Source organism: Flavobacterium sp. N502540 (assembly GCF_025947365.1).
In the GTDB taxonomy this organism is placed as follows: Bacteria; Bacteroidota; Bacteroidia; order Flavobacteriales; family Flavobacteriaceae; genus Flavobacterium.
Map to the genome: position 1 here is coordinate 3,833,976 of NZ_CP110012.1, position 20,979 is coordinate 3,854,954.

A 20,979-nucleotide genomic window follows, 5' to 3' on the forward strand; every position below is an offset into this window, starting at 1 on the left:
AATGTGCAAAGGAATGAAATTAGTTTTTTGATAAAATTTATAAAGAATTAGTTTAAAAAAGCATGTTTAAGTAACTGGAAATTGATTGTGAAATTCCTCTATTATCAAATTGCGAGACCAGAATGTTTTATACGCTTGTTATAAAAGTTTTCTATATAGTCTGAAATAGAGTCTTTCTGCTTTTTCTTTTGTGGCATAGGTGTTATGGTAAACTCATTCGTTTTCCAGTGTTTTGAAAAAACTCTCGGGTACGGTATTGTCAAAGAAGTTTCCCTTTCAGCTCATGCTGCAGGTTATCTGTTCGATACCTTCCAATAAAGAAGCAAATCACAGAAATGGATATTGTGTGCCTCTTCTTTTAGGTTATCGCTTAAAGGCCAGCCGATCATTTTTGGGAAAAAAGGTCTATTACCATGGTGGGATACAGACATCCTTCATCGGTTTCTATATAAGCTATGCCCGAAACTCATACTTCATTGAGGTCTATTGCTTTAAAATCGTACCCAAGTATGTTCTGCGCAGTCAGATATCTATGAGCAGAGTTTGTGATTTTTCTGAATCTCATTTTTGCGATGCTATGCAGATGATTTTCCGTTTTGTTTTTAGCTACAAACGCCCAGAATGCTTTAATGTCGATTACCGATAGTTCTTTGGCAATTCTGGGGCTCACATACCTGCACTGGCTCCAATGATAAATCCTGGTAATTAAGCTCCCGGGTCACATCTATAACTTTTCCACAATGGGTGCTTATCGAAGCGGTCAGCATCTTAAACTCTAACGTGGACTTTTATCTGTTTTTTTTCATAGCTATAAAATTTAGAGAGTATTATTTTTTTAATCTTTAGAATTATAGGTCAAAAAAACAGGTAATTTACCTCTTTTTATGTTTTTTTTCAGAAACCACCTTAGTTTTTTGTGGCAAAATTGGAGGCAACGCCAAAATTATAGGGTAACTTCAATTTAATTTTTATATCTAATCGCTAATTTTTGAACCAGATTTCTTTAATTCTTCAGAATTCGTATTGGAGCAAAAAAATAAAGTCCTGAAATTTTCAGGACTTTATTTTTTACAAAGTTTAAAACGATAATCTTTCAAGTATTTTAAGATTAGCTTTTTGATTTAATTTGTTTTTGTAGTAAACTGAAATTATCTATTTCCGTTTTGTGCTGTAATTTTTCCTAGTTGTAATCTGAAATCCGGTCTTTTAATGTTGAATATGTCCACAAAAGTTTCCTTATTATCACTTTTCGAATAGACATTAGAAAATAAGCTATTACCATACCAATGTTCTAGGTCTTCTTTATTTCTGTTTCCTTCTGTTAAGATGTTTCCGGTACACAGGTTAAAAAACATTTCTTCAAATTTAATTCTTTTCAGATTAGCAGAATTAATTTCCGTTTTACTGTCTAATAAAACTGCTGGATTAAACCCCGAAATTACACTGCGTTTCATTTCGAGAGAAGCACCTTCTGCTACATAAAGTGCTTCTTTAACTAAACCTGACTGTATATCGGTATTGATATTCTCACTGTCATTTAACAATGTTATATTAGTTGCCGAAACAAAAGTTTGTTTTTTGGTAAAATCTGTTTCATTTTTGTTTTCATATAATTTTACTTCCATAGAACGAGAGCCATCTTTGTTACTTGACAAGTAGGAAGATCTTACAGCCAGCGAATTATACAAGCGACATTGAACACCCTGTGTAAATTTATAATCATCATTAATTGATTTGTATGAAACAAACTTGACAGCATTTACATCACCACCATAGAAAGCAAATGAGTTGCCACCGCAATAGCTTACCATTATATTTTCTAAAATGGTCTTGCTGCCAACACCCGCAATTGTGAGTCCGTTGAAAGTAGCAACATTCTTCAGGTTTTTGCCCGCAAATTCGATTCTAACATATCTTAAAATTCCCGAATTTGAAAAAGTATTATCTCCGCCGTAAGTTGTTAAAGAAGGGTCAAGATCTAAATTATAAGAACCAATATTTCCAAATTTATTGGTTGGAGCATCGCCTAGAATTACTATGCCTCCCCAGTCTCCTGCTTTTTTAAGACCGCGGTTCGAAGTAAATACAATTGGGTCAGTTTCTAAACCATCAGCAATAAGTTGTGCACCTTTCGTAATTACAAGCGTTCCTTTCGTCTGGAAATCACCAATAATTAAAGTTCCGGGTTCAATGGTTAAAACAGCATTGTTGGTTATATAAACGTTTCCTTGTAAAACATATATATTCCTTTTGAGTAACTTAGTATTAACAGAAATATTTCCAGTTAAAATTTGGTTAGGTTCTCCATACTCAACTTTATGAGGCTTAAATTCTGACCAATTGGACAACCAGTTTGTATAACCAATTATTCCTTTTTCCTGTTGGGCATTAATACTTGCTACTGTGAAAAGAACGCAGATTATTTCAATAATTTTTTTCATGTCAAGTTGTATTTTATTAGTTTTTATCCTTGTGTTTTTTGAAACTATTAATATTTTATTTGATATGTTTAGTTTTTTCTATTAATACAGAGGCACGCTTTAAGTCTTTAGAAGAGCTTTAAATACTTTTAATAATAGAATGCTAAAACTATAAGATTTGTTTTCTAAAGCGATGTACACTAAGAAACAATATAGCTTGTAAAAAGAACATCAAAAAGAATAGCAGAAATTCTAAATTTAAATTAGTCAGGACAGTCTCTAAAAAAAATGGTAGAGGTGTAGATAAGTATGTCGTTGAATTTGATAAACAGATACAACACCATAGGATAGGCGATTTTTAGAAAACTTAAAACGTATTAACTTGGTTAGATAAGGCGTATTTAAAGTACTGTTTTCTGAAGCTGTAGCACGATACTTAATCTTCTTTTTAATTTTTAAATGAACATCTGCATCTTTTAAGTACTTTAAAGTTAATGTTGAGACAAGCTGAATTTTAGCAGAGATAAAGTTATTCTCGGATTTAAATTTCTCGCCACCGAACACATATTTATTAAATTCTTCTCTACTAACAAAAGAAAGAAGGAATAGTAAAATAACACTTAAAAATTTAAACTGTTTCATGCGGAGTATTTGAGAATAGAAAATTATCTGAACGGATAAAATTTATACCAAAATATTACAAATATAACAATTTTAAAGAATTAATCATTTTAAATAATTGAAAAGATTAAGAAAAATTAGGTGATACAATAGATGTTGGGAGTAATTTCTATCTAAAATTAACAGATAATGATAAGTTTATAGTGATATCATATAAAAAGTAAAGCAACAATCTTTTTTATAGCTTTCTCATTCACGCTAGAAAAAACATCATTCATGACATTAAATTTTTCGTTCATGACATTTTTGTTATTATTTATAGAATCAAACAGTAGTTTTATTTTGGAAACAAAATTTTACGATAGTTTTTAGGTAATTTTTTTAAATATAATTTAAAATAGGTTTGATTGAATGATTAATCAAATTGGATTTAGAAAGATCATAAAGAAGTAGAGTAAAAAATCTTTTTTATTTTTAAAATCTGGTTATACGCAGTAGTTTACATAATGTAAGATACAAATAATTCGTATATAAAAACAAAATTATGAAACATAAACATACAGAAGGATTACAGTGTTCGTGTTGTAGTCCATTATGGAAAATGCTATTACCCAATACAAATGGGATGGCTATTATGACTGATAAAAACAATGAATTAGAAAAACATCCATCTTGTAAAAATCTTATTTTTCGTACTGGAGTAAAAGAAGATAGTACAGGTAGTAAGCAAGTTGGATACATTCAAACCCTAGAAGGAGGAAAAGATGTAATGGTAGAAGCCATTGCCATATCTGAAGGTAAAATTGTTGCAACAGGGTCTTACAAAACTGTTGTCGCACAAATGCCACCAGGAACTTCGGAAAGAATTATTGATGGCGGAAAAATTTTATTACCTGGATTTATTGAACCACATCTTCACATTATATCCTCCGCGGTTTTTAAAAAAGCTACGGATGTTAGTCCTTTTAGCGGGCAAGATTTAAGATCCAGCATAGCTGAAACAGAAGAAGGTAAGTACAGTCGAAGGTGGGTATTAGAAGAGCTAAAAAAGAAAGTAACAAACGACAAGAATGTATGGATTATTGGTAGAAATGTTGATCCTGCTTTATTTGAGGGCTCAGATAAAGAGTTTAATGCAAAAATTTTAGATCTAGTATCAACTATACAACCTGTTTTTATCTTGAATTCTTCTATGCATTTGGCATACATTAATACTGTTGCAGTAACATTATTGAAGAGTCAAATACCTAAAATAAGCACTAATGGTGTTTTAAAAGAAGTTGAAGGAATTGAGCCTGTTTTAGCAGTTGTGGCCAAAAGTTTACATATAGATCCCATTCTTGCTTTAGAAAAATTAGCAGAGGAAGTTAAAGAAATCTTTAAAGAAGCCAGTAGAAGAGGAGTTACTTATATGTTTGATTGTGGAATAGAGCCTTATGATAACAGCCCTAACAGAGAAGTATTAAATCTTAATCAGCCCCTTTTTTTAGATTTTTTAGCCCATCAAAAAAGTTGTCCCGTTCGTATAGGTGGTGCTTTAGTAGCACTGTCATTAGAGAAATTCAATACTGTTATTGAGGGGAAATACAAACCTAATAAAGGTAACAATAAGTTCAACTTGGCATATATTAAACTCATTGGTGATGGTTCTAACCAAGGACTTACAGGTTATCAGTATACGCCTTATGCTTGCGATGCAAATTATAAACCTTATGATATGGTTTGCTGTCACAGCCAAAACAATACTGGAGTGTTTAATTTTGGTTATCCACTAGAGTTTAATGCTTTGGTTAGTAAAGCGAAAGTAAATAACTGGCCAGTGATGATTCATGCCAACGGGGATCATGCTATAGATCGAACAATCAATGCGTTTAAATTTGCAGGAATAAATAAAAGCACTATAAATATTAGAAGAGACCGAATAGAACATGCTTCTTTATTGACAGATAAAAATTTGAAGGACATGCAAGAATTAGGGCTTTCTCCAAGTTTTTTAATAGGACACGTAGGTTATTGGGGGTGGGTTTTTCAACAAACCATTTTTGGAAAAGAAAAAGTAAATCTTCTTGATAGATGCCAAACCGCTTTAGAGAATGGCATGCGAATAACTCTTCATAGCGATAATAGTGTTACTCCATTGGGACCATTGCGTATGATGGAACAGTCAATTGCAAGAGTGATGGAAGGTACTCCTAAAAAAACAGATTATCAGGTACTTAACGAAGTGGAGTGTATTACAAGATTTCAGGCATTAAAAGCTATGACTTACGATGCTGCTTGGCAATGTCATGCAGATCAATGGGTAGGCTCATTAGAAGTAGGGAAATGTGCCGACTTTGTAATCTTATCAGAATCACCTTTAACTTACTTCAATAAAGAAGGGTTGAATTCTGTTGCAGGGATGCGAAATATACTTGTGTTAGAAACATGGAAAGATGGGGAAAAGGTGATGGACATACAAGGAGATTTATAATCTTTTTGACAGTTAACGTTGCTGTACCAAATATGGAAAAATATAAGCTATTTAAAATTATAAGACACTGGGCAAATCCAAATACTATGGAGGAACATTTATCCAATCAAATCAGTCAAGACAGCCAAACAGATCTTAATGTCTTAACTGCTCAACTTAAAATTTACAATAACACAAATCAAGTCTTAACTAAAACAAAAGATTTAGAGAAGAATAAGTATTACTTAGATTTTCCTGAAAAAATTGATGCCCATAGTGAGGTAAAATTATGTCTTAAAAATGAAGTAAAATATAAGAAAATAGATATCTCTGTTTATTATCAAAATGAATACGGTACTGTTGAACTTAAAATATACAAGACCTCTAATCTATTTGAATCTAGAGTTAGTGTTATTGTAAAAAATGATTTGATAGGTGATGTTATACTTCTAAAGAATACAAAATTCGAATTAGATACAAAAGTGCTTATAGCCGAGAGTCTTGTATCAGTTAATATGAGAAATGTGTATCATTTTCTGAATGAACTGAAAGAACATATTAACAGAGATCAAATAGAAATGGGGGGAGGCAATTTGTTTGATATGATTAGTTACGCAAAAGCATGTCAAATTTTTAATACAAGGTTACAGCTTAGGCCTTTTGCCATTATTTATTGTATTTCAACCGAAGAAGTTCAGCGGGTTTACAAGGGAGCGATGAGTAATAATTTAGCAATCCGAGTAAGGTCAGGAGGACATGATCATGAAGGTGAATGCTCGGGAACCGATACTATTTTGATTGATTTATCAAGAATGAATATGGTAGAAGTTGATAAGAAGAGTGGAGTTGCGACTATTGGACCTGGTAATCGATTTGAAAGATTGACCACTTTATTGGCAGAGCAGCAAGTAATGATTCCGCATGGAACTTGTGCAACTGTTGGAATTGCAGGTTTTACATTTGGGGGTGGATGGGGGCCTTGGACACGCTCAAAAGGAATGTGTTGTGAGCGATTGGTAGGCGCAACAATCGTACTTGGCGACGGGAGTATTAAAGAATTGTCAGAAGATGGTGATCTCCAAGCCAGAGAATTATTATGGGCATTAAAAGGTGGAGGTGGTTTTAGTTATGGTATAGTGACTGAGCTAAAATTACAAACTTTTGAACTGCCAAGCGAGCTTATTAGATTCGAGATAGAATGGAATAAATATGAAACTGACTTTGACACAGAACGATTAAAAATAGTGCGCAAAAATAGGGTGCCAACGATACAATTCCTAAAAGAATGGGAAGATGTAATCAATGCAAATAGGAATTTAGAAAGTAATGCAAATTATTTGAATTTGAATAAAAAGTTAATCGGTACTAATTTGAAAATTTCAGCTATACCAGCTATTGAAAATTTTGATGCAAACACAGTGGTCCATAATTGCGTGATGTATGGTTATTGGGAAGGAAGTGCGAGCGATCTCTCCAAGTTTATTGAAAAGAGTTTCAAGAATCCACAAACCTACGATTTTATAATTACTGATATCGCAGGAAAGCAGGCAGGCAAAGCCTATGGAGCGAACATGATGAGTAACTGGGATAGAGAATCTTTTCATACTATAAAACAATTATTAAAAGGGGAAGTTCAAGGTAAATTATCAAAAAGCCGTCCTATATCTCCGGATTTAGAAAACCCCGCACCTCACAAAATCACTTCCTGCCTAGTAGATACTCAAGGTCTAGGGCCGAAGGGGCATGAAGCCTTGTTACGTAGCTTGACTTCTCCATTGATATTAGATGGAAATAGAGAGATGGGACTGTTTACTTACATCACTTTAGGTGCTATTTCGGGCATATTTTATCAAGATGAAACAAAAGAATTGGAAAGCGCATTTCCTTACAAAAACAAGCAATACACGATTCAATATCAAACCTGGTGGAACGAATCTTTGGAAAGAAAAGAAGAAGGGAAAAATAATTTTGTTTATGACAGAATCAATCAAGCATTAGATTGGATGCAAGTTTGTCGAGATTTTAATATTCCAAATACATCTGGTGCTTTCATTAGTTTTAAAGACAGTTCCATTCCTACAGAAGTTTATTTTGATACCAGTTATGAAAGATTAAAAGAGATTAAAAAGAAATATTCTAGAGATAGCCTCAATCATTTTAGAACCAGAAAAACAATTATTTAATAGTGAAAAGAGTCAGTATAGCTGTTTAAGACTTTGAGTAGAGTTAGAAAAGAAATATCTATTTCTTGATATTTGTCAATAATAATTCATAAGAAGAAATTCAAATTTGCATAAAAAATAAAAATGCTAAAAATCAAACTTTACCTAATTTTAATCATCTCCATTATAGTTGCTATTCCTATTATTAATTCTTGTTGTAGCACTTTAACAATCCCTAAAATACCTTTGGAAAGAACATTAAATTCTCAAACCGTTAATAAGAATATACAATTTTCTATTATTGAAACCGGAACTGTCATTACGCAAAAAGCATTTGCGTTTAAAGGAGGAAGTCTTTTTAAAAATCATAAAATAGTACATATGCGGTTTGGGTAAAACATACAAAAGGAAGTTTTCTATTTGACACAGGGCTTGGAGAATCGTAACTTAATTGAACTGCTTTCTCTTTGAAAATGCAGTCGTAATTTTTAAGATTTTCTTTCATGCTTTAAAGTTAAGATTTTGTCCTTAATTAGGACTCCACGCTAAGTTAGCACATCCAGTTGTTAGTTGTATGTTTGTAATGAATTTTAGAGAAGGGAGAGGTGAGTATTAACTGTTGTAGGAATTACTAAAACCCTCTGAATACTATAATAATTTTTGGCTTTTTCTTTTCTTGAAATTTAAAAATTGTTAAAAAATCCCATACTAGGCAGTATAGGACTTTTCGATTAAATTCAAATCTTCCAAATTTAAATTTGTTTAGGGGCAAAACTACAGTAAATATAGTGAAATTAATTTATGGTTTTAAAAAAAGTATTGTAATTGTATCAAGATCGATGAAGTTACTGCTTTATTTAATACATAAGTAACTTAATATTTTATTCAATCAATAAATAATAGTGTGTGCTATGTTTGGGGAAAGATTGATTTTAAAACAGTTGACAGCAACAGTAATTTTCAATTCAGACTTGATCAATCAAAATTATAGTTATTATTAGTTATAATAGGTGTTATTTTTTTAGTAATATTTGAACTTAAGTCTGTTAACTTTTGATCTTCCACAAAAAAAAACATTTTCCTAATTTTTAGACACCTTTTTGAGTTCATTTATACTGCTCACTTTGTCCAGAATATCCGCACTATGAACATAATTACTTGGTTCTTTTGAATCTTTATATGTGGTTGCAAAACAACTTTTGGTGCAATACTGTAAATACTATCTCTATTACCAGTTACAAAATACCATTTATTAGATATTCTGTCACTTTAGTATAAGCTTTAAGTCTTTCGACAGTATCGTGTTCTGAGTCTATAGTGTGTGATAGGAATAGTATGTTTGAATTGTTTTTGTAAATTCTATAAACACTTGTTAGCGGTTCGTTCTTTTTTATGTTTGATTTCATCATCAAATACATTATTGGATTCTAACTCAATCATTAGTATTGAAATTCAGGAAAATGTTTTAATGTTTTTTGGATTTCAAAGTCGTGTGCAGGTATAACTACTAAATTTGTATCTAATTTCATTAAGGTATGTATCTTTATAATGGTTGTATCTAGTTTATTTTTATCGTAGTCAACTAATTTACTTGGTATTCTATTTTTGGATGATGGTCTTTTAAAACCTTCAATAGCCCAAGTGACATCACCTGTAAAAAAGTATCTTTTTTGCCCATTGATAAACATTCCTATTGAACCAAGCGTATGTCCAGGCAGTTTTACAAAAATCACACTTCCGTCGCCAAAAAAATCGCAAGATTCTTCAAAAAATTCGTATTTATTTTTTTCAAAATTAAGAAATTTCCATTTTGTAGATTTGTTGTTATATTGAGATTTTATAAATGCTGGCGAAAAGGCTTTGTTTGATTGTGCAAATTTTAGCTCTTCTTCAGTAGTATAAATATCCGAATTTGGAAAGTCATTAATCCCACTTGCGTGATCCCAATGCAAATGGGATAAAATAATAGTTCTTATTGAATTATTATTTAACCCATTTAATAATAATTGTTCTTTGACACTTTGTCCCTTTTTATACTTAAACATTAGTTTATGAAAGAACGACATTCCCTTATCAAATTGAATATTAATACTATCTCCAAGTCCTGTGTCAAATAAAAAATCGCCATTAGGGTGTTTGACCCAAACAGAAATATGTGCAATTTTAAGGTTTTCAAACAAGCTACCACCTTTAAACGCAAACGCCTTTTGTGTTTTTGCTGTTCCTGTTTCAATGATTGAAAACTGTACTTTATTATTTGTCCTTGTATTAAAAGCCCTATTTGTTTCTATTTTAGAAACCTCTAAAATACTATTACAAGAGTTTATGGATAGAATTGATACAAAGACTGAAGCCATTACGATGAGAGAAAGTGTATTTTTTTTCATTTTGCTTTTTTTTTAGCAAAATTGCAGTACATTTCACTGCTTGGCATTGACAAATGTCAAGAAATAGAAATTTCTTTTCTTACCCTGCTCAATGTTTCCGGAGTAATGCCCAAATAACTTGCGATATGTAGTTGTGGAACTCTTTGGACAATTTTTTTTTCATATTTTTCAATAAAATATAGATACTTCTCTTTTGCTGATTTCGACTGTAAGTAAATCATCCTTTCTAATACACATAAATAGTTTTGTTCTGCTAAAATTTTTCCAAATTTTTCAAATTTAGGATAGCTTTCGTATAGATTGTTTAATTGTTCAAATGTAATTGAATACAATGTACTTGACTCAAGAGCTTCTAAATATTGGATTGATGGTGTTTGTGTGATATAGCTAGAAAAGGAAGTTATAAATTGTCCATTACAAGCAAAATAGGTATTTATTTCTTTCCCATCAGATAAGAAGTAAGTTCTCAATAAACCTGATTTTACAAAATATAGCTTTGAAACTTTTTGATTAATCTTTATAATTATGGTATTTGTTTTAATCTCTTCTACCTCCAATTTAGATTTAATTAAGTCAAACTCTTCATCAGCCAAACTCATAAATTGACTTAAACTTTGTCGAATATCATTCATTAATTTTTATTCTTTATTATTTTTTTACTTCCGTCTAATATATGTGTAACTAAACAAACGTTAATTATAAAATCTTAATTGATAACTCGTTTTCAGTTCTTTAGGTTCAAGATTTATTATTTTATTCTTTTTTGTACCTGAATTATTCATCATTTAAAGATTTAATCCTTTTTTCGTGCAATTTGGCTAGTCAATTTAAGATAGTCTGGTTAAATATTTTTTTATTTCTAAGAACACACATTAGCCTAATGGTAGAGACAAATCTATAAAATCTATATCAAACTGAAAGATATCTGGTGTTATTTATATTGTACTGGTAGATAAATTTGGCCATACAGTAGATTTTCTTTTGACCAGAAAAAGACAGAGAATGAGTACTCAGTTGTTTCTAATTAAAGCAATTAGTCATAACTACAAACCAGAGTAATAAACATTGATAAAAGTGATTGTAATACTGCCGCTATCAAAGTTTATAACAAACGCTCATTCACAAAGATTAAGATTCGACAGTGTAAAATATCTCAATAATATCGTTGAGTAGGACTATCGTTTTATAAAATGGAGGGTACAAAATGGTTTGGGTTTCAAAAATTTTGAATCTGCGAAAAGAACCTTGGGTGGGATCGAGGTTATACATATGTTGAGAAAGAATCAGATGTTTAAGCCTGAAAAAATTATGTTTAAATCATTTTGCAAATTGGCTGCATAATTTTCGGACCTCTGATTTTTCTTAGATTTATATTGCGGATGTGACAGAATCTTATTAAAACATCGGATTTTAACTTTAGGAATGTCAAAATTATTTAAAACTTTTCTTATTTTTATAAAAAAAATAGGATATGTTTTAGTTTTACTTGAAAATAAAAATCTGTCTAATATGTATAAACCTGAAGTTCCTAAAAATGAAGCTTTTAGATTCGAAGCATTAAGCAGTTATAATATACTAGATACCCTCCCAGAAGAAGAGTATGATTCCTTAACCAAAATAGCGGCCCAAATTTGTGACGCCCCTATTGCATTGGTAACATTAATAGATCAGAATCGACAATGGTTCAAATCACATCATGGTTTAGATGTAACCGAAACACCGAGAGATTTTGCTTTTTGTGCACATGCAATAAATACGCCTAATGAACTTTTTATTATTCCAGATGCCTCTAAAGACCAAAGATTTCATGATAATCCATTAAGTATAAATGCTCCGAACGTAATATTTTATGCAGGTGCTCCTTTAAACACCAAGGACGGTTATTCATTAGGTACTCTCTGTGTTATTGATAGCAAACCAAGAGAAGGTCTTACATATAGTCAGCAAGAATCATTAAAGGCATTGGCAAACCAAGTGATTTCTCTATTTGAACTTCATAAAAAAAATAAATTTTTGGAAGATTTGAATGATGAGATTATGAAAAAAAATATACGGTTGAGCCAATTTGCTCATCGTCTTAGTCATGATTTAAAAGTTCCAATTCGAGGTGTAAATTCGTTATTAATTTTTATAAAAGAAGATTATAATACACTCATCAAAAACACAGAGATAGAGGCCTGGATTGATTTGATTTATTCTAGAAATGAATACATGGATTTCTTGATTAATGGCATTTTAGAATATACGAAAGTTAGTAACGATCAAATTCATTTTGAAGATTTTAATGTCGAAAGTATTATTCAATATATAGTTGATAATGGTGCTTTATATGTTCCAACTTATATTCACTATAGGAATTGTAATACCATAATAAGGCATTCAAAAATAGGTTTTGTTCAAATTATTCAAAATCTTTTATCAAATACAGTAAAACATACTGATAAACAGGAATGTAATGTTTGGATATCACTAACAGAAAATGAAACTAGTTGTTTTTTTGTCTATGAAGATGATGGACCAGGCATACCAGAAGAATACTGGGAAAAAGTATTTGAATTATTTGAAACGGTTAGTTCAAAATATGAGAAGAATGCCGGTATTGGCTTGTCAACAATAAAAGCCATAATAGATAGAGTAGGAGGTACTATCTATTTGAAGAATAGAGAAGCCAATAAAAAAGGTGCTTGTTTTTGTTTTACTTTACCCAAAGAGTACAACTGCTAAATTCTATACAGATCATAAAAGATTAGGATGGAATTTTTGTCGCAACGTTTTATGCGTCTATAATAAGCATTTATGTTTTTTTCTTTAATGAAAGTAGAATAGAAAATGTTTTTGTAGTAGAAAAATAGCACTTCACTAGAATTACATCACCTTTACTGATTTTAATTGGCATAAAAACTTAGGGATTTTGGAAAAAAAGGGGTGTCATATTTTTGGTACTTAGGAAGTTTTTTTTGAAAAGGTAGGCGATTTCAAAATTGATTTTTGTAAAGAAAAAGTCAACAAAAAATGGCAACGTAATTCTGGAAGTTGCTGCAATAATGGAACAATATTTTAGACGAGTTCACAAAAAGATCTTGTTTGATATTCTAACTTGTTATAATTAATATCGGTTTTGGTACTTATAAAATTTCAAAAATGATATTCAATCACTATTGAGTGCGAAAAAATATTGAGGTTTAAAATTGTTTTAATTTTATTTTTATAATGGATTACCTGCATAAATACTATTCACCGACACTTTTTTTCCAGTTGTCTACACTTTGTTATGATTTGACGAAAAAGAATCTTTACTCTTACGTTAATGAAATACATTTGAAATTGAATAAGTATGCATTAAAATTTAAATAATAAGAAAAATGGCAAAATCATTAAATATACTATTAATAGAAGATGATGTAATTGAAGTGATGAAATTCAATAGAGTGCTAAAAAGTTTAGAACTCAATCATCGAATCATCGAAGCAGATAATGGTGAGGAAGCGGTTAATGTATTGAAAATGAAAGAAATAATTCCGGATATTATTGTTTTAGACCTCAATATGCCTAAATTAAACGGAATCGAGTTTTTGACTATCTTAAAAGCGGATGATGTGTTAAAATACATACCAGCAATTATCTTAACGACTTCTAACAATCATAGGGATGTTATGGAGTGTTATAAAATAGGTATTGCGGGCTATGTTTTAAAACCACTTAAATATGAGGATTATGTAGATAGAATAAAAAAACTACTTGATTATTGGAGTACAAATGAATTAATTTCGCAGTAAAAAAATATCACGATTTTTTAAATTTAGTCTTATAGAAAAAAAAATAACGTTTTTTGTTAATCTGCTTTTTTTTAATTGAAAACGATTTGAAATTTAAATATTTAATATTTTAATAAAAATAGCACTCCTGAAGTACAATTCTGGTAAAAACGAGTAATTAGAATTTGAGGTCGTTTTAGTAGTTGGCTTAGCTGTTTTCTGGTGTTAAAAACATTCCAAATAGGATAGTGTTGCGAGGATTAGATTATGTACAAATAAAATTTTAAAATTAAAGGAGGTAGAGGTATGGAAAATTCTCAATTTCATTTTGATAGTGAGACATTCAATAGGTTTTTCCCTTTTTATGTTCTGCTCGATCAAAACTTACTTATCCAAGATAGAGGTAGAAGTTTAATCAAAATTCTTCCTGACTTAAAAAGCAATGACTATTTTTTGTATTCATTTGCCATCACCAAACCATTTTTGGAAGAGCTAAACAGTGACAACTTTTATAAGATCACAAATCAATTGGTCATAATCAAATCACTCAGGAATGAAATCTTGCTCCGAGGGCAATTTGAAAAATATGGTAATGGCTATTTGTTTTTAGGCAGTAATTGGCTTACTTCTGATAAAAATTTTGAAGAAAAAAAACTCTCTCTTTATGATTTTGCTCAGCACGATGCATCATTAGATTTATTTGATTTAATGTACAATCGTGATAAGTCTGATGCCGCATTACAAAAGTCTTTGACTATAATACATCACGAGGAAAATGAATTAAAAGTGGACAATAAGGAAATTGATGATAGAGAACTATTTCCTACTCAAAATCAGGATCTATTAATTCGGATTGATTTTGAGGGGCATTTATTAAAAATGAATCCAGCAACTCAGAATTTAAAAAGACTTACATACCATGGAATTAATTATGAAATTAAGGATTTTTTCAAGTTCATCGTCCATAAAATAGATAAAACAAAAAAAAGATGGATGTTTGAAGCGGAGAGTAATGGTAAGTGTTACTCCTTTGTTTGTAAAAGTATGCAGGAACAGTACTATGTGAAGATCTATGGACGTGATATTACAGAACAAAAAAGAAATCATGAGGAGCTAAATAAGCTGTCCATGGTAGCAAAAACAAATAAAAATGGCATTTTATTTACATATCCGGATGGAAAGATATTTTGGTGTAATGATGCTTATCTTAAATTGACAGGATATGAGAAAGATGAAATTATTGGTAAAACACCTTTAGAGGTAGGTTCAGATCCTTTATCGGATAAAGAGGAAATCCGTAGAATGATCAGTGCTTTTTACGATGGAAATGCTTTTGAGGTAGAAATTTTGCATGCTAGAAAAAATGGAAGTACTTTTTGGTCTAAAACGGTCGGACAGCCCATTCTAGATCCCTCCAAAAAAGTGATTCAATATTTTGCAATGATTGAGGATATTTCAGAAGTCAAGCAAAAAGAAGAACAACTTTTATTACTGTCCTCGATAGCTGATAAAAATATAAGTGCAGTCATTATTTGTGACAAGTCAGGTAAAATAGAGTGGATCAATAGTAGTTTTACCAAAATGACTGGTTATTCTAAGGAAGAATTGATTGGTCAGAGTCCAGGTCATTTATTGCAAGGAGAAGCAACTAATCCAGACACCATTACCTATTTAAAAAATCAAATAAAACAAGGACTTCCTTTCACTTGTGAAATCTTAAATTATACAAAATTTAAAGAAAAATATTGGGTTAGAGTGCAGGGACAGGCACTGCATAACAAACACGGAGAAGTGATTAAGTATTTTGCTATTGAAGAAAATATAAGTCAGGAAAAAGAATTCAATCAACAGCTTATAGATTCTGAGAATCGTTTGACTTCGTTAATTACCAATCTTCAATCTGGTATTTTATTAGAAGATGAGGATAGAAAGGTTCTAATTGCCAATAAACGCTTTTGTGATTTATTTGATTTTAAAGGAGAACCAGAAGAGATGATAGGTTTTGATTCAAAAATGGCCACTGAGGAAAATAAATACTTTTTTAAAAGACCAGATGAGTTTATTGAAAGAGTTGAAGAAATTTTAAGAAACAAAAAAAATGTATTTTCTGAAGAAATTGAACTGGCCGATGGACGCGTGTATGAAAGAAGCTTTATTACTATATCTAAAGGGAACAAAAATGACGGTCATTTATGGAGCTTTGAAGACATTACAATTAAAAAAAAGTATAAAGAAAGCCTGGAAGCAGAAAAAGAAAAATATCGAAATATTATTGCCAATATGAATATGGGTTTATTGGAAGTAGATAAGGATGATATAATACAATTGGCTAATCAGTGCTTTTGTGATATGAGCGGTTTTTCTTTGATTGATTTGTTAGGCAACAAAGCATCTGAAATTTTGCTGCATCCTGAAGATAAAAAATTAGTTACTTTTAAAAATAAAGAGCGTATTAATGGGAAGTCAGATTCTTATGAAGTAGCCTCTATTAATAAGAAAGGAGAAACAAGGCATTGGCTAATTAGTGGTGCGCCCAATTACAATGTCAATGGTGAAGTAATTGGTTCAATAGGAATACATCTAGACATAACTAAACAAAAAAACCTGGAATTACAAAAAGAGGAGTTGCTTAAAAAATTAGAAAAACAGAATGAGCAGCTCAATGATTATGCTCAAATTGTATCACATGATTTAAAGTCACCGCTGCAAAGTATACATTCTCTGGTTACATGGATCAAAGAGGACAGTGATAAAGAGTTTAATGCACAAACAGTTAAATATCTCAATATGATAGAAGACAAAGTGGAGAAAATGGATCATTTGATTGAAGGAATTCTAACATATTCTAAAGTAGATGATATAGAAATGATTACTGAAAGCATCAATTTGAATCTTGAAATAAGTAAAATAATTGATATTATTCATATACCAAAAAACATTCAGGTTTTGGTAAAAAATGAACTGCCAACAATTAAGGCAGAACGATTTAGAATGCAACAATTGTTTTTAAATATTATAAGCAACGCGGTAAATTATATTGACAAGCCTCTGGGAATTATTGAAATAAGTTGGGAAGAGGAAAAAAAGTACTATGTTTTTGCAATTAAAGACAATGGACCCGGTATTGCTCTGAAGAATCAGGAAAAAATTTTTAAAATGTTTCAATCTTTTAGTTCTAATAAAAGATCAACAGGTATTGGATTGTCTATTGTAAAAAAAATAGTCAAAAATTACAACGGAAAAATTTGGATTGAAAGTGAACTTACTAAAGGTACAACCTTCTTTATTAAATTACCAAAATAGAAACTATGAAAATAATTCAAGCGTATAAAAAAAAGAATAAAAATTGGGAGTATCTGAAAAAGGAAGGGGAATTAAAAAATCCACTTGTACTTGTTTTCGGAAACAGAATGCAATTAGAACGTCTGGAAGTCATTGAAGCGATTAGAAAGGAGTTTCCTTACGAACATCTGGTATTTGGTTCTACAGCAGGCGAAATTATCGATGCAAATGTATTTGATGATTCTATCGTAGTTACTGCTATAGAGTTTGAAAAAAGCAGCTTTGAAATTAGAACGGATAATATTTTTAATTACAAAAAAAATGCGAATACTTTAGGGGATTCTCTTTATCAACAGATACCGAAAAAAAATTTAAAGCATTTATTTGTACTTTCAGAAGGAAGTTTCGTAAACGGAAGTTCGCTTATTGAGGGGTTTGAAAATTGTATTCAAAATAAAGTTTCTATCTCGGGCGGTATGTGTGGAGATGACGCGAAATTTGAGAAAACGTTGGCTTCTTACAAAGAAAATCCAAAAGAAGGAGAAGTTGTTTTAATTGGATTTTATGGCGAGACTTTAGAAATTTCGTTTTCGAGTTTTGGAGGATGGAGCTCTTTTGGTCCCGAAAGAATTATTACCCGATCAGAAGCCAATGTATTGTATGAGATAGATGGACAACCTGCTTTGGATTTGTATAAAAAATACTTAGGAGACAAAGCCAATCAGTTGCCGCAAGCTTCTTTGTTGTACCCTTTAAACGTTACTCCTGAAGGCAAATTGCAAGCTGTTGTTCGTACCATTTTAAATATTAATAATGATGATCAGTCCATGATTTTAGCTGGAGATGCGCCCGAGAATGCCAAAGTACAGCTCATGATGGCTTCAGTAGATGCTATCGCAGAGGGAGCATCTCAAGCGGCCATTTTAGCAATGAAAAATAGAAAGAATCACCCACAACTTGCTTTACTAGTAAGTTGTGTGGGAAGAAAATTAGTTATGAATCAAAGGGTTGAAGAGGAAATAGAGCACGTTCAGGAAATAATAGGAAATAAAGTAGCGATTACTGGGTTTTACTCTTATGGCGAAATGGCTCCATTTAGCGATAATACTTTTTGCGAGTTGCATAACCAAACAATGACTTTAACTCTAATCAGTGAATAATGAATACGCTACTAAAAAGGCAAATTGTCAAATTTATAAACCCTGAGCATTTAAAAGATTTAAAGTATTTTTTGCAGGCAGTCAATGAATCTTATGATAATCATGAGGATCAGATGAGTATGTTTCAACGTGCGATGAAAATTAGTTCCGATGAGCTTTTTGAAGCCAATAAAAAACTGCGAGAGGAAGCTAATAGTTTAAAAGAAATAAATTCAAATTTGACAGAGATTTTAAATTCTATGAATTTGGATGCCGAAAAATTGGGTAATGAAAAAGATTTTAATCAGTCTGATTTCTTAAAAAAGCAATCCATAGAAATTGTGGCAATGAACAAGCAAAGAGAAGAATTGTTGTTAAGTTTAGAGAACCAAAATAGAGAACTTAACGAGTATGCTCATGTAGTTTCTCACGATTTAAAAGCGCCACTCAGGAATATAGATACTCTTATTAATTGGGTTCTTGAGGATAATAAAGACCTAATGAGGCAAAGTTGTTTAAGTTCGCTTAATCAGGTATTACTTAATGTGGAAAAAATGGATTTGCTCATCAAAGGAATTTTAGATTATTCTACTGTAGACAAAGTAGAATCAGAAGAAAGGTTAATTGACTTTAATCTGGTGATTGACGAAATTAAGAGAGAAATTCATACTCCGAAAAATATTAAAATTTCAATAATTAATGATTTACCAAAAATAAAGGGAAATAGCTGGCGATTCAAGCAATTAATGCAAAATTTAATTGAAAATAGTATTCACTATAACAATAAGGCTCAAGGTCAAATTGAAATTGGCTGTACAGAAAAAGAGCAGGATTTTGAATTTTATATCAAAGACAATGGGGTAGGGATTGCTGAAAAATACCACGGCAAAATTTTTAAAATATTCACGAAATTAGAAAATAACAATCAAAATTCAGGAGTAGGGCTTTCTATAGTTAACAAAATTATAGAGTACTATAAAGGTTCGATCCGGCTTGAAAGTAAAGAAAACATTGGAACAACATTTTATTTTACCTTACCTAAAAACTATGGAGGAGCCTAATTTAAATTATATTGACCAACTTTGTGCAGAAGACGATGAGTTTAAGCAAAAAATTATTACTATTATTAAAAAAGAACTTCCGCTTGAAATAACCGCATACTATAAAAGTATCGAAAGCAAGAATTACAAACTTGCCTCAGAGGTTATTCATAAATTAAAACATAAAATATCTATTTTAGGTCTTGAAAAAAGCTACGATCTTGCACAAGAATATGAAAATCATTTATTAAAAAATGGCACATTTGAATCTGAAGGTGAATTTGCACGTATTTTACAGTTAATGCAAAGTTTTGTAAACGACTTGTAAAAAAACATAGTTTTCTAATGGTATATTTATTATTAGCGGTTAAATAAATAGATGTATTATTATACCTTGCATTCTTATATATATATTATGTAAAAAAACATGATAAAAAATAATCTTTAACTGTTTGTAATTAACACATTTCTCTAATAAAAAAAACTCAAAGCAAGTTTTTTTTGACTTGCTCTATATAGTATTGGTTGTAGTTTTTTTACCTGTAATGGAGTGCAATCTGGCCAATTTGCCCCATAATTTTTACTGAATCTTTAAATGATAATTTAGAACCATCCATATGAATCCATCTATTTAAAGGTTTCTCTAAAATTAATTCCTGAGTTTTTGCAGAACCATATATTTTTTTCATTCTCATGAAAATCTCTACATCAAAAATCCATTTTGTTACAAATTTTTCACTAAAAGTTTTTTCTATAATTTCTTTTGTCATTATTTTGGCTCCACATTGTGTATCATTAATTTTCATTCCAAGAATCTTTATGATAATATAATTTATGGTTTTACTGATCAGTACTCTTGCAGATTGTTTGGTAATGTCAGCTCCCATTCTTGAAATTCTCGAACCAAAAACTAATTTGTATTTAGAGTTATAGATAGTATCTGCCAAATCTTGAAAATCATCAAAATTGGTAGACAAATCGGCATCTAAAAAACCGATATAATCAAATTGATTTTGCTTAGCTAAGTGTAACATTCCGAGGCGAACAGCTTCAGCTTTTCCACCATTTTTTATGCAATCATATACACTAATATATTCTTCTTTCCCTTTTGTTAATTCATTTAAAACTGCTAATGTATTGTCTTTACTTCCGTCGTTCACAAAACACAAATGGTATCCTAAATTTTTATGTACAAAAGACTTAAATTCATCACTAGACAAACGGGTTTCTTCGTTATAGCACGGAATAACAACTCCAATACATTTGTTTTGGATATATCGCTCTTTCGAATTGGTTTTTTCTGTAACACTTTTTTCAATAGTAGAGCCAATTAACCTTTTTACTCTTGCGCCAATTTCGCTTAAACTCAAAGGCTTCTTCATGTAGTCATCAATGCCTAAATCAAAAGCTTTTATAATGACTTCTTCATCAGTATTACCAGATAGTACCATTACAGGTGTGCCGTCTTTTTTGATTTGCTTGATATATTTGACGACCTCCAAACCAGATCCACTTTCGTTCAAAGATTCCGCATTAGAAAGGTTAGACATATTAATGTCAACAATAATTAAATTTGGTTTTTCACTGTCATATCTTGCAATGGCATCCATTATATTGTCTGCACTGATAACTTCATATCCTGAACTGCTTAGTAATTTTTCTAAAGACAACAAAACCAATTGCTGATCATCTACTATTAGTATTTTCATAATATTCAATTT

General features: G+C 30.8%; 14 protein-coding genes. 9 read left to right on the plus strand and 5 right to left on the minus strand.

Annotated features, from left to right (window positions below):
* Positions 1-1,148 precede the first annotated feature (1,148 nt).
* Together OLM58_RS16210 and OLM58_RS16215 are read right to left on the minus strand one after the other, a co-directional pair.
* A complete protein-coding gene (locus OLM58_RS16210; protein ID WP_070905713.1) occupies positions 1,149-2,441 on the minus strand; it encodes a hypothetical protein in 1,293 nt (430 codons plus the stop codon).
* A 258-nt stretch (positions 2,442-2,699) separates the two neighbouring features.
* A complete protein-coding gene (locus OLM58_RS16215; RefSeq protein ID WP_070905714.1) occupies positions 2,700-3,062 on the minus strand; it encodes a hypothetical protein in 363 nt (120 codons plus the stop codon).
* Between the two features lie 523 nt (positions 3,063-3,585).
* On the opposite strand from OLM58_RS16215, the gene OLM58_RS16220 reads away from it, so the two are divergent.
* The 3 genes from OLM58_RS16220 to OLM58_RS16230 all read left to right on the plus strand — a co-directional run bounded on the left by OLM58_RS16220 (position 3,586) and on the right by OLM58_RS16230 (position 8,051).
* Positions 3,586-5,514 carry an amidohydrolase gene (locus OLM58_RS16220; RefSeq protein ID WP_070905715.1) on the plus strand — a complete coding sequence of 643 codons (1,929 nt, stop codon included), beginning with the start codon at positions 3,586-3,588 and terminating at the stop codon, positions 5,512-5,514.
* Positions 5,469-7,676 carry an FAD-dependent oxidoreductase gene (locus OLM58_RS16225; RefSeq protein WP_264529714.1) on the plus strand — a complete coding sequence of 736 codons (2,208 nt, stop codon included), beginning with the start codon at positions 5,469-5,471 and terminating at the stop codon, positions 7,674-7,676. The genes OLM58_RS16220 and OLM58_RS16225 overlap by 46 nt, the downstream gene beginning before the upstream one ends.
* A 123-nt stretch (positions 7,677-7,799) precedes the next feature.
* Positions 7,800-8,051: a hypothetical protein gene (locus tag OLM58_RS16230; protein ID WP_070905716.1), complete on the plus strand. Its 252-nt coding sequence runs from the start codon at positions 7,800-7,802 to the stop codon at positions 8,049-8,051.
* A 1,043-nt stretch (positions 8,052-9,094) separates the two neighbouring features.
* On the opposite strand, the gene OLM58_RS16235 is transcribed toward OLM58_RS16230, so the two are convergent.
* Both OLM58_RS16235 and OLM58_RS16240 read right to left on the minus strand, forming a co-directional pair.
* Positions 9,095-10,042 carry an MBL fold metallo-hydrolase gene (locus OLM58_RS16235; RefSeq protein WP_070905717.1) on the minus strand — a complete coding sequence of 316 codons (948 nt, stop codon included), beginning with the start codon at positions 10,040-10,042 and terminating at the stop codon, positions 9,095-9,097.
* Positions 10,043-10,098: 56 nt separating this feature from the next.
* Entirely contained in the window at positions 10,099-10,674 is a 576-nt protein-coding gene (locus OLM58_RS16240) for a Crp/Fnr family transcriptional regulator (RefSeq protein WP_070905718.1), read from the minus strand.
* Positions 10,675-11,464: 790 nt separating this feature from the next.
* Here OLM58_RS16240 and OLM58_RS16245 point away from each other — a divergent pair.
* The 6 genes from OLM58_RS16245 to OLM58_RS16270 all read left to right on the plus strand — a co-directional run bounded on the left by OLM58_RS16245 (position 11,465) and on the right by OLM58_RS16270 (position 19,586).
* Positions 11,465-12,766: a sensor histidine kinase gene (locus OLM58_RS16245; RefSeq protein ID WP_230001316.1), complete on the plus strand. Its 1,302-nt coding sequence runs from the start codon at positions 11,465-11,467 to the stop codon at positions 12,764-12,766.
* A gap of 638 nt (positions 12,767-13,404) precedes the next feature.
* The gene (locus OLM58_RS16250; RefSeq protein ID WP_070905719.1) at positions 13,405-13,818 is read left to right on the plus strand and encodes a response regulator; all 414 of its coding nucleotides are present in this window, start codon (positions 13,405-13,407) and stop codon (positions 13,816-13,818) included.
* Positions 13,819-14,103: 285 nt separating this feature from the next.
* Positions 14,104-17,100 carry a PAS domain S-box protein gene (locus OLM58_RS16255; RefSeq protein ID WP_070905720.1) on the plus strand — a complete coding sequence of 999 codons (2,997 nt, stop codon included), beginning with the start codon at positions 14,104-14,106 and terminating at the stop codon, positions 17,098-17,100.
* A 5-nt stretch (positions 17,101-17,105) separates the two neighbouring features.
* Complete coding sequence (locus OLM58_RS16260) at positions 17,106-18,239, plus strand: FIST signal transduction protein (RefSeq protein ID WP_070905721.1); 1,134 nt, start codon at positions 17,106-17,108, stop codon at positions 18,237-18,239.
* Positions 18,239-19,279, plus strand: a complete 1,041-nt coding sequence (locus OLM58_RS16265) for a sensor histidine kinase (protein WP_070905722.1) — start codon at positions 18,239-18,241, stop codon at positions 19,277-19,279. Before OLM58_RS16260 ends, OLM58_RS16265 begins: the two co-directional genes overlap by 1 nt.
* Entirely contained in the window at positions 19,266-19,586 is a 321-nt protein-coding gene (locus OLM58_RS16270; RefSeq protein ID WP_070905723.1) for a histidine kinase, read from the plus strand. The genes OLM58_RS16265 and OLM58_RS16270 overlap by 14 nt, the downstream gene beginning before the upstream one ends.
* 208 nt (positions 19,587-19,794) lie before the next feature.
* Here OLM58_RS16270 and OLM58_RS16275 read toward each other — a convergent pair whose 3' ends face one another.
* Positions 19,795-20,967, minus strand: a complete 1,173-nt coding sequence (locus OLM58_RS16275) for a response regulator (protein WP_264529715.1) — start codon at positions 20,965-20,967, stop codon at positions 19,795-19,797.
* Between the last annotated feature and the right edge of the window lie 12 nt (positions 20,968-20,979).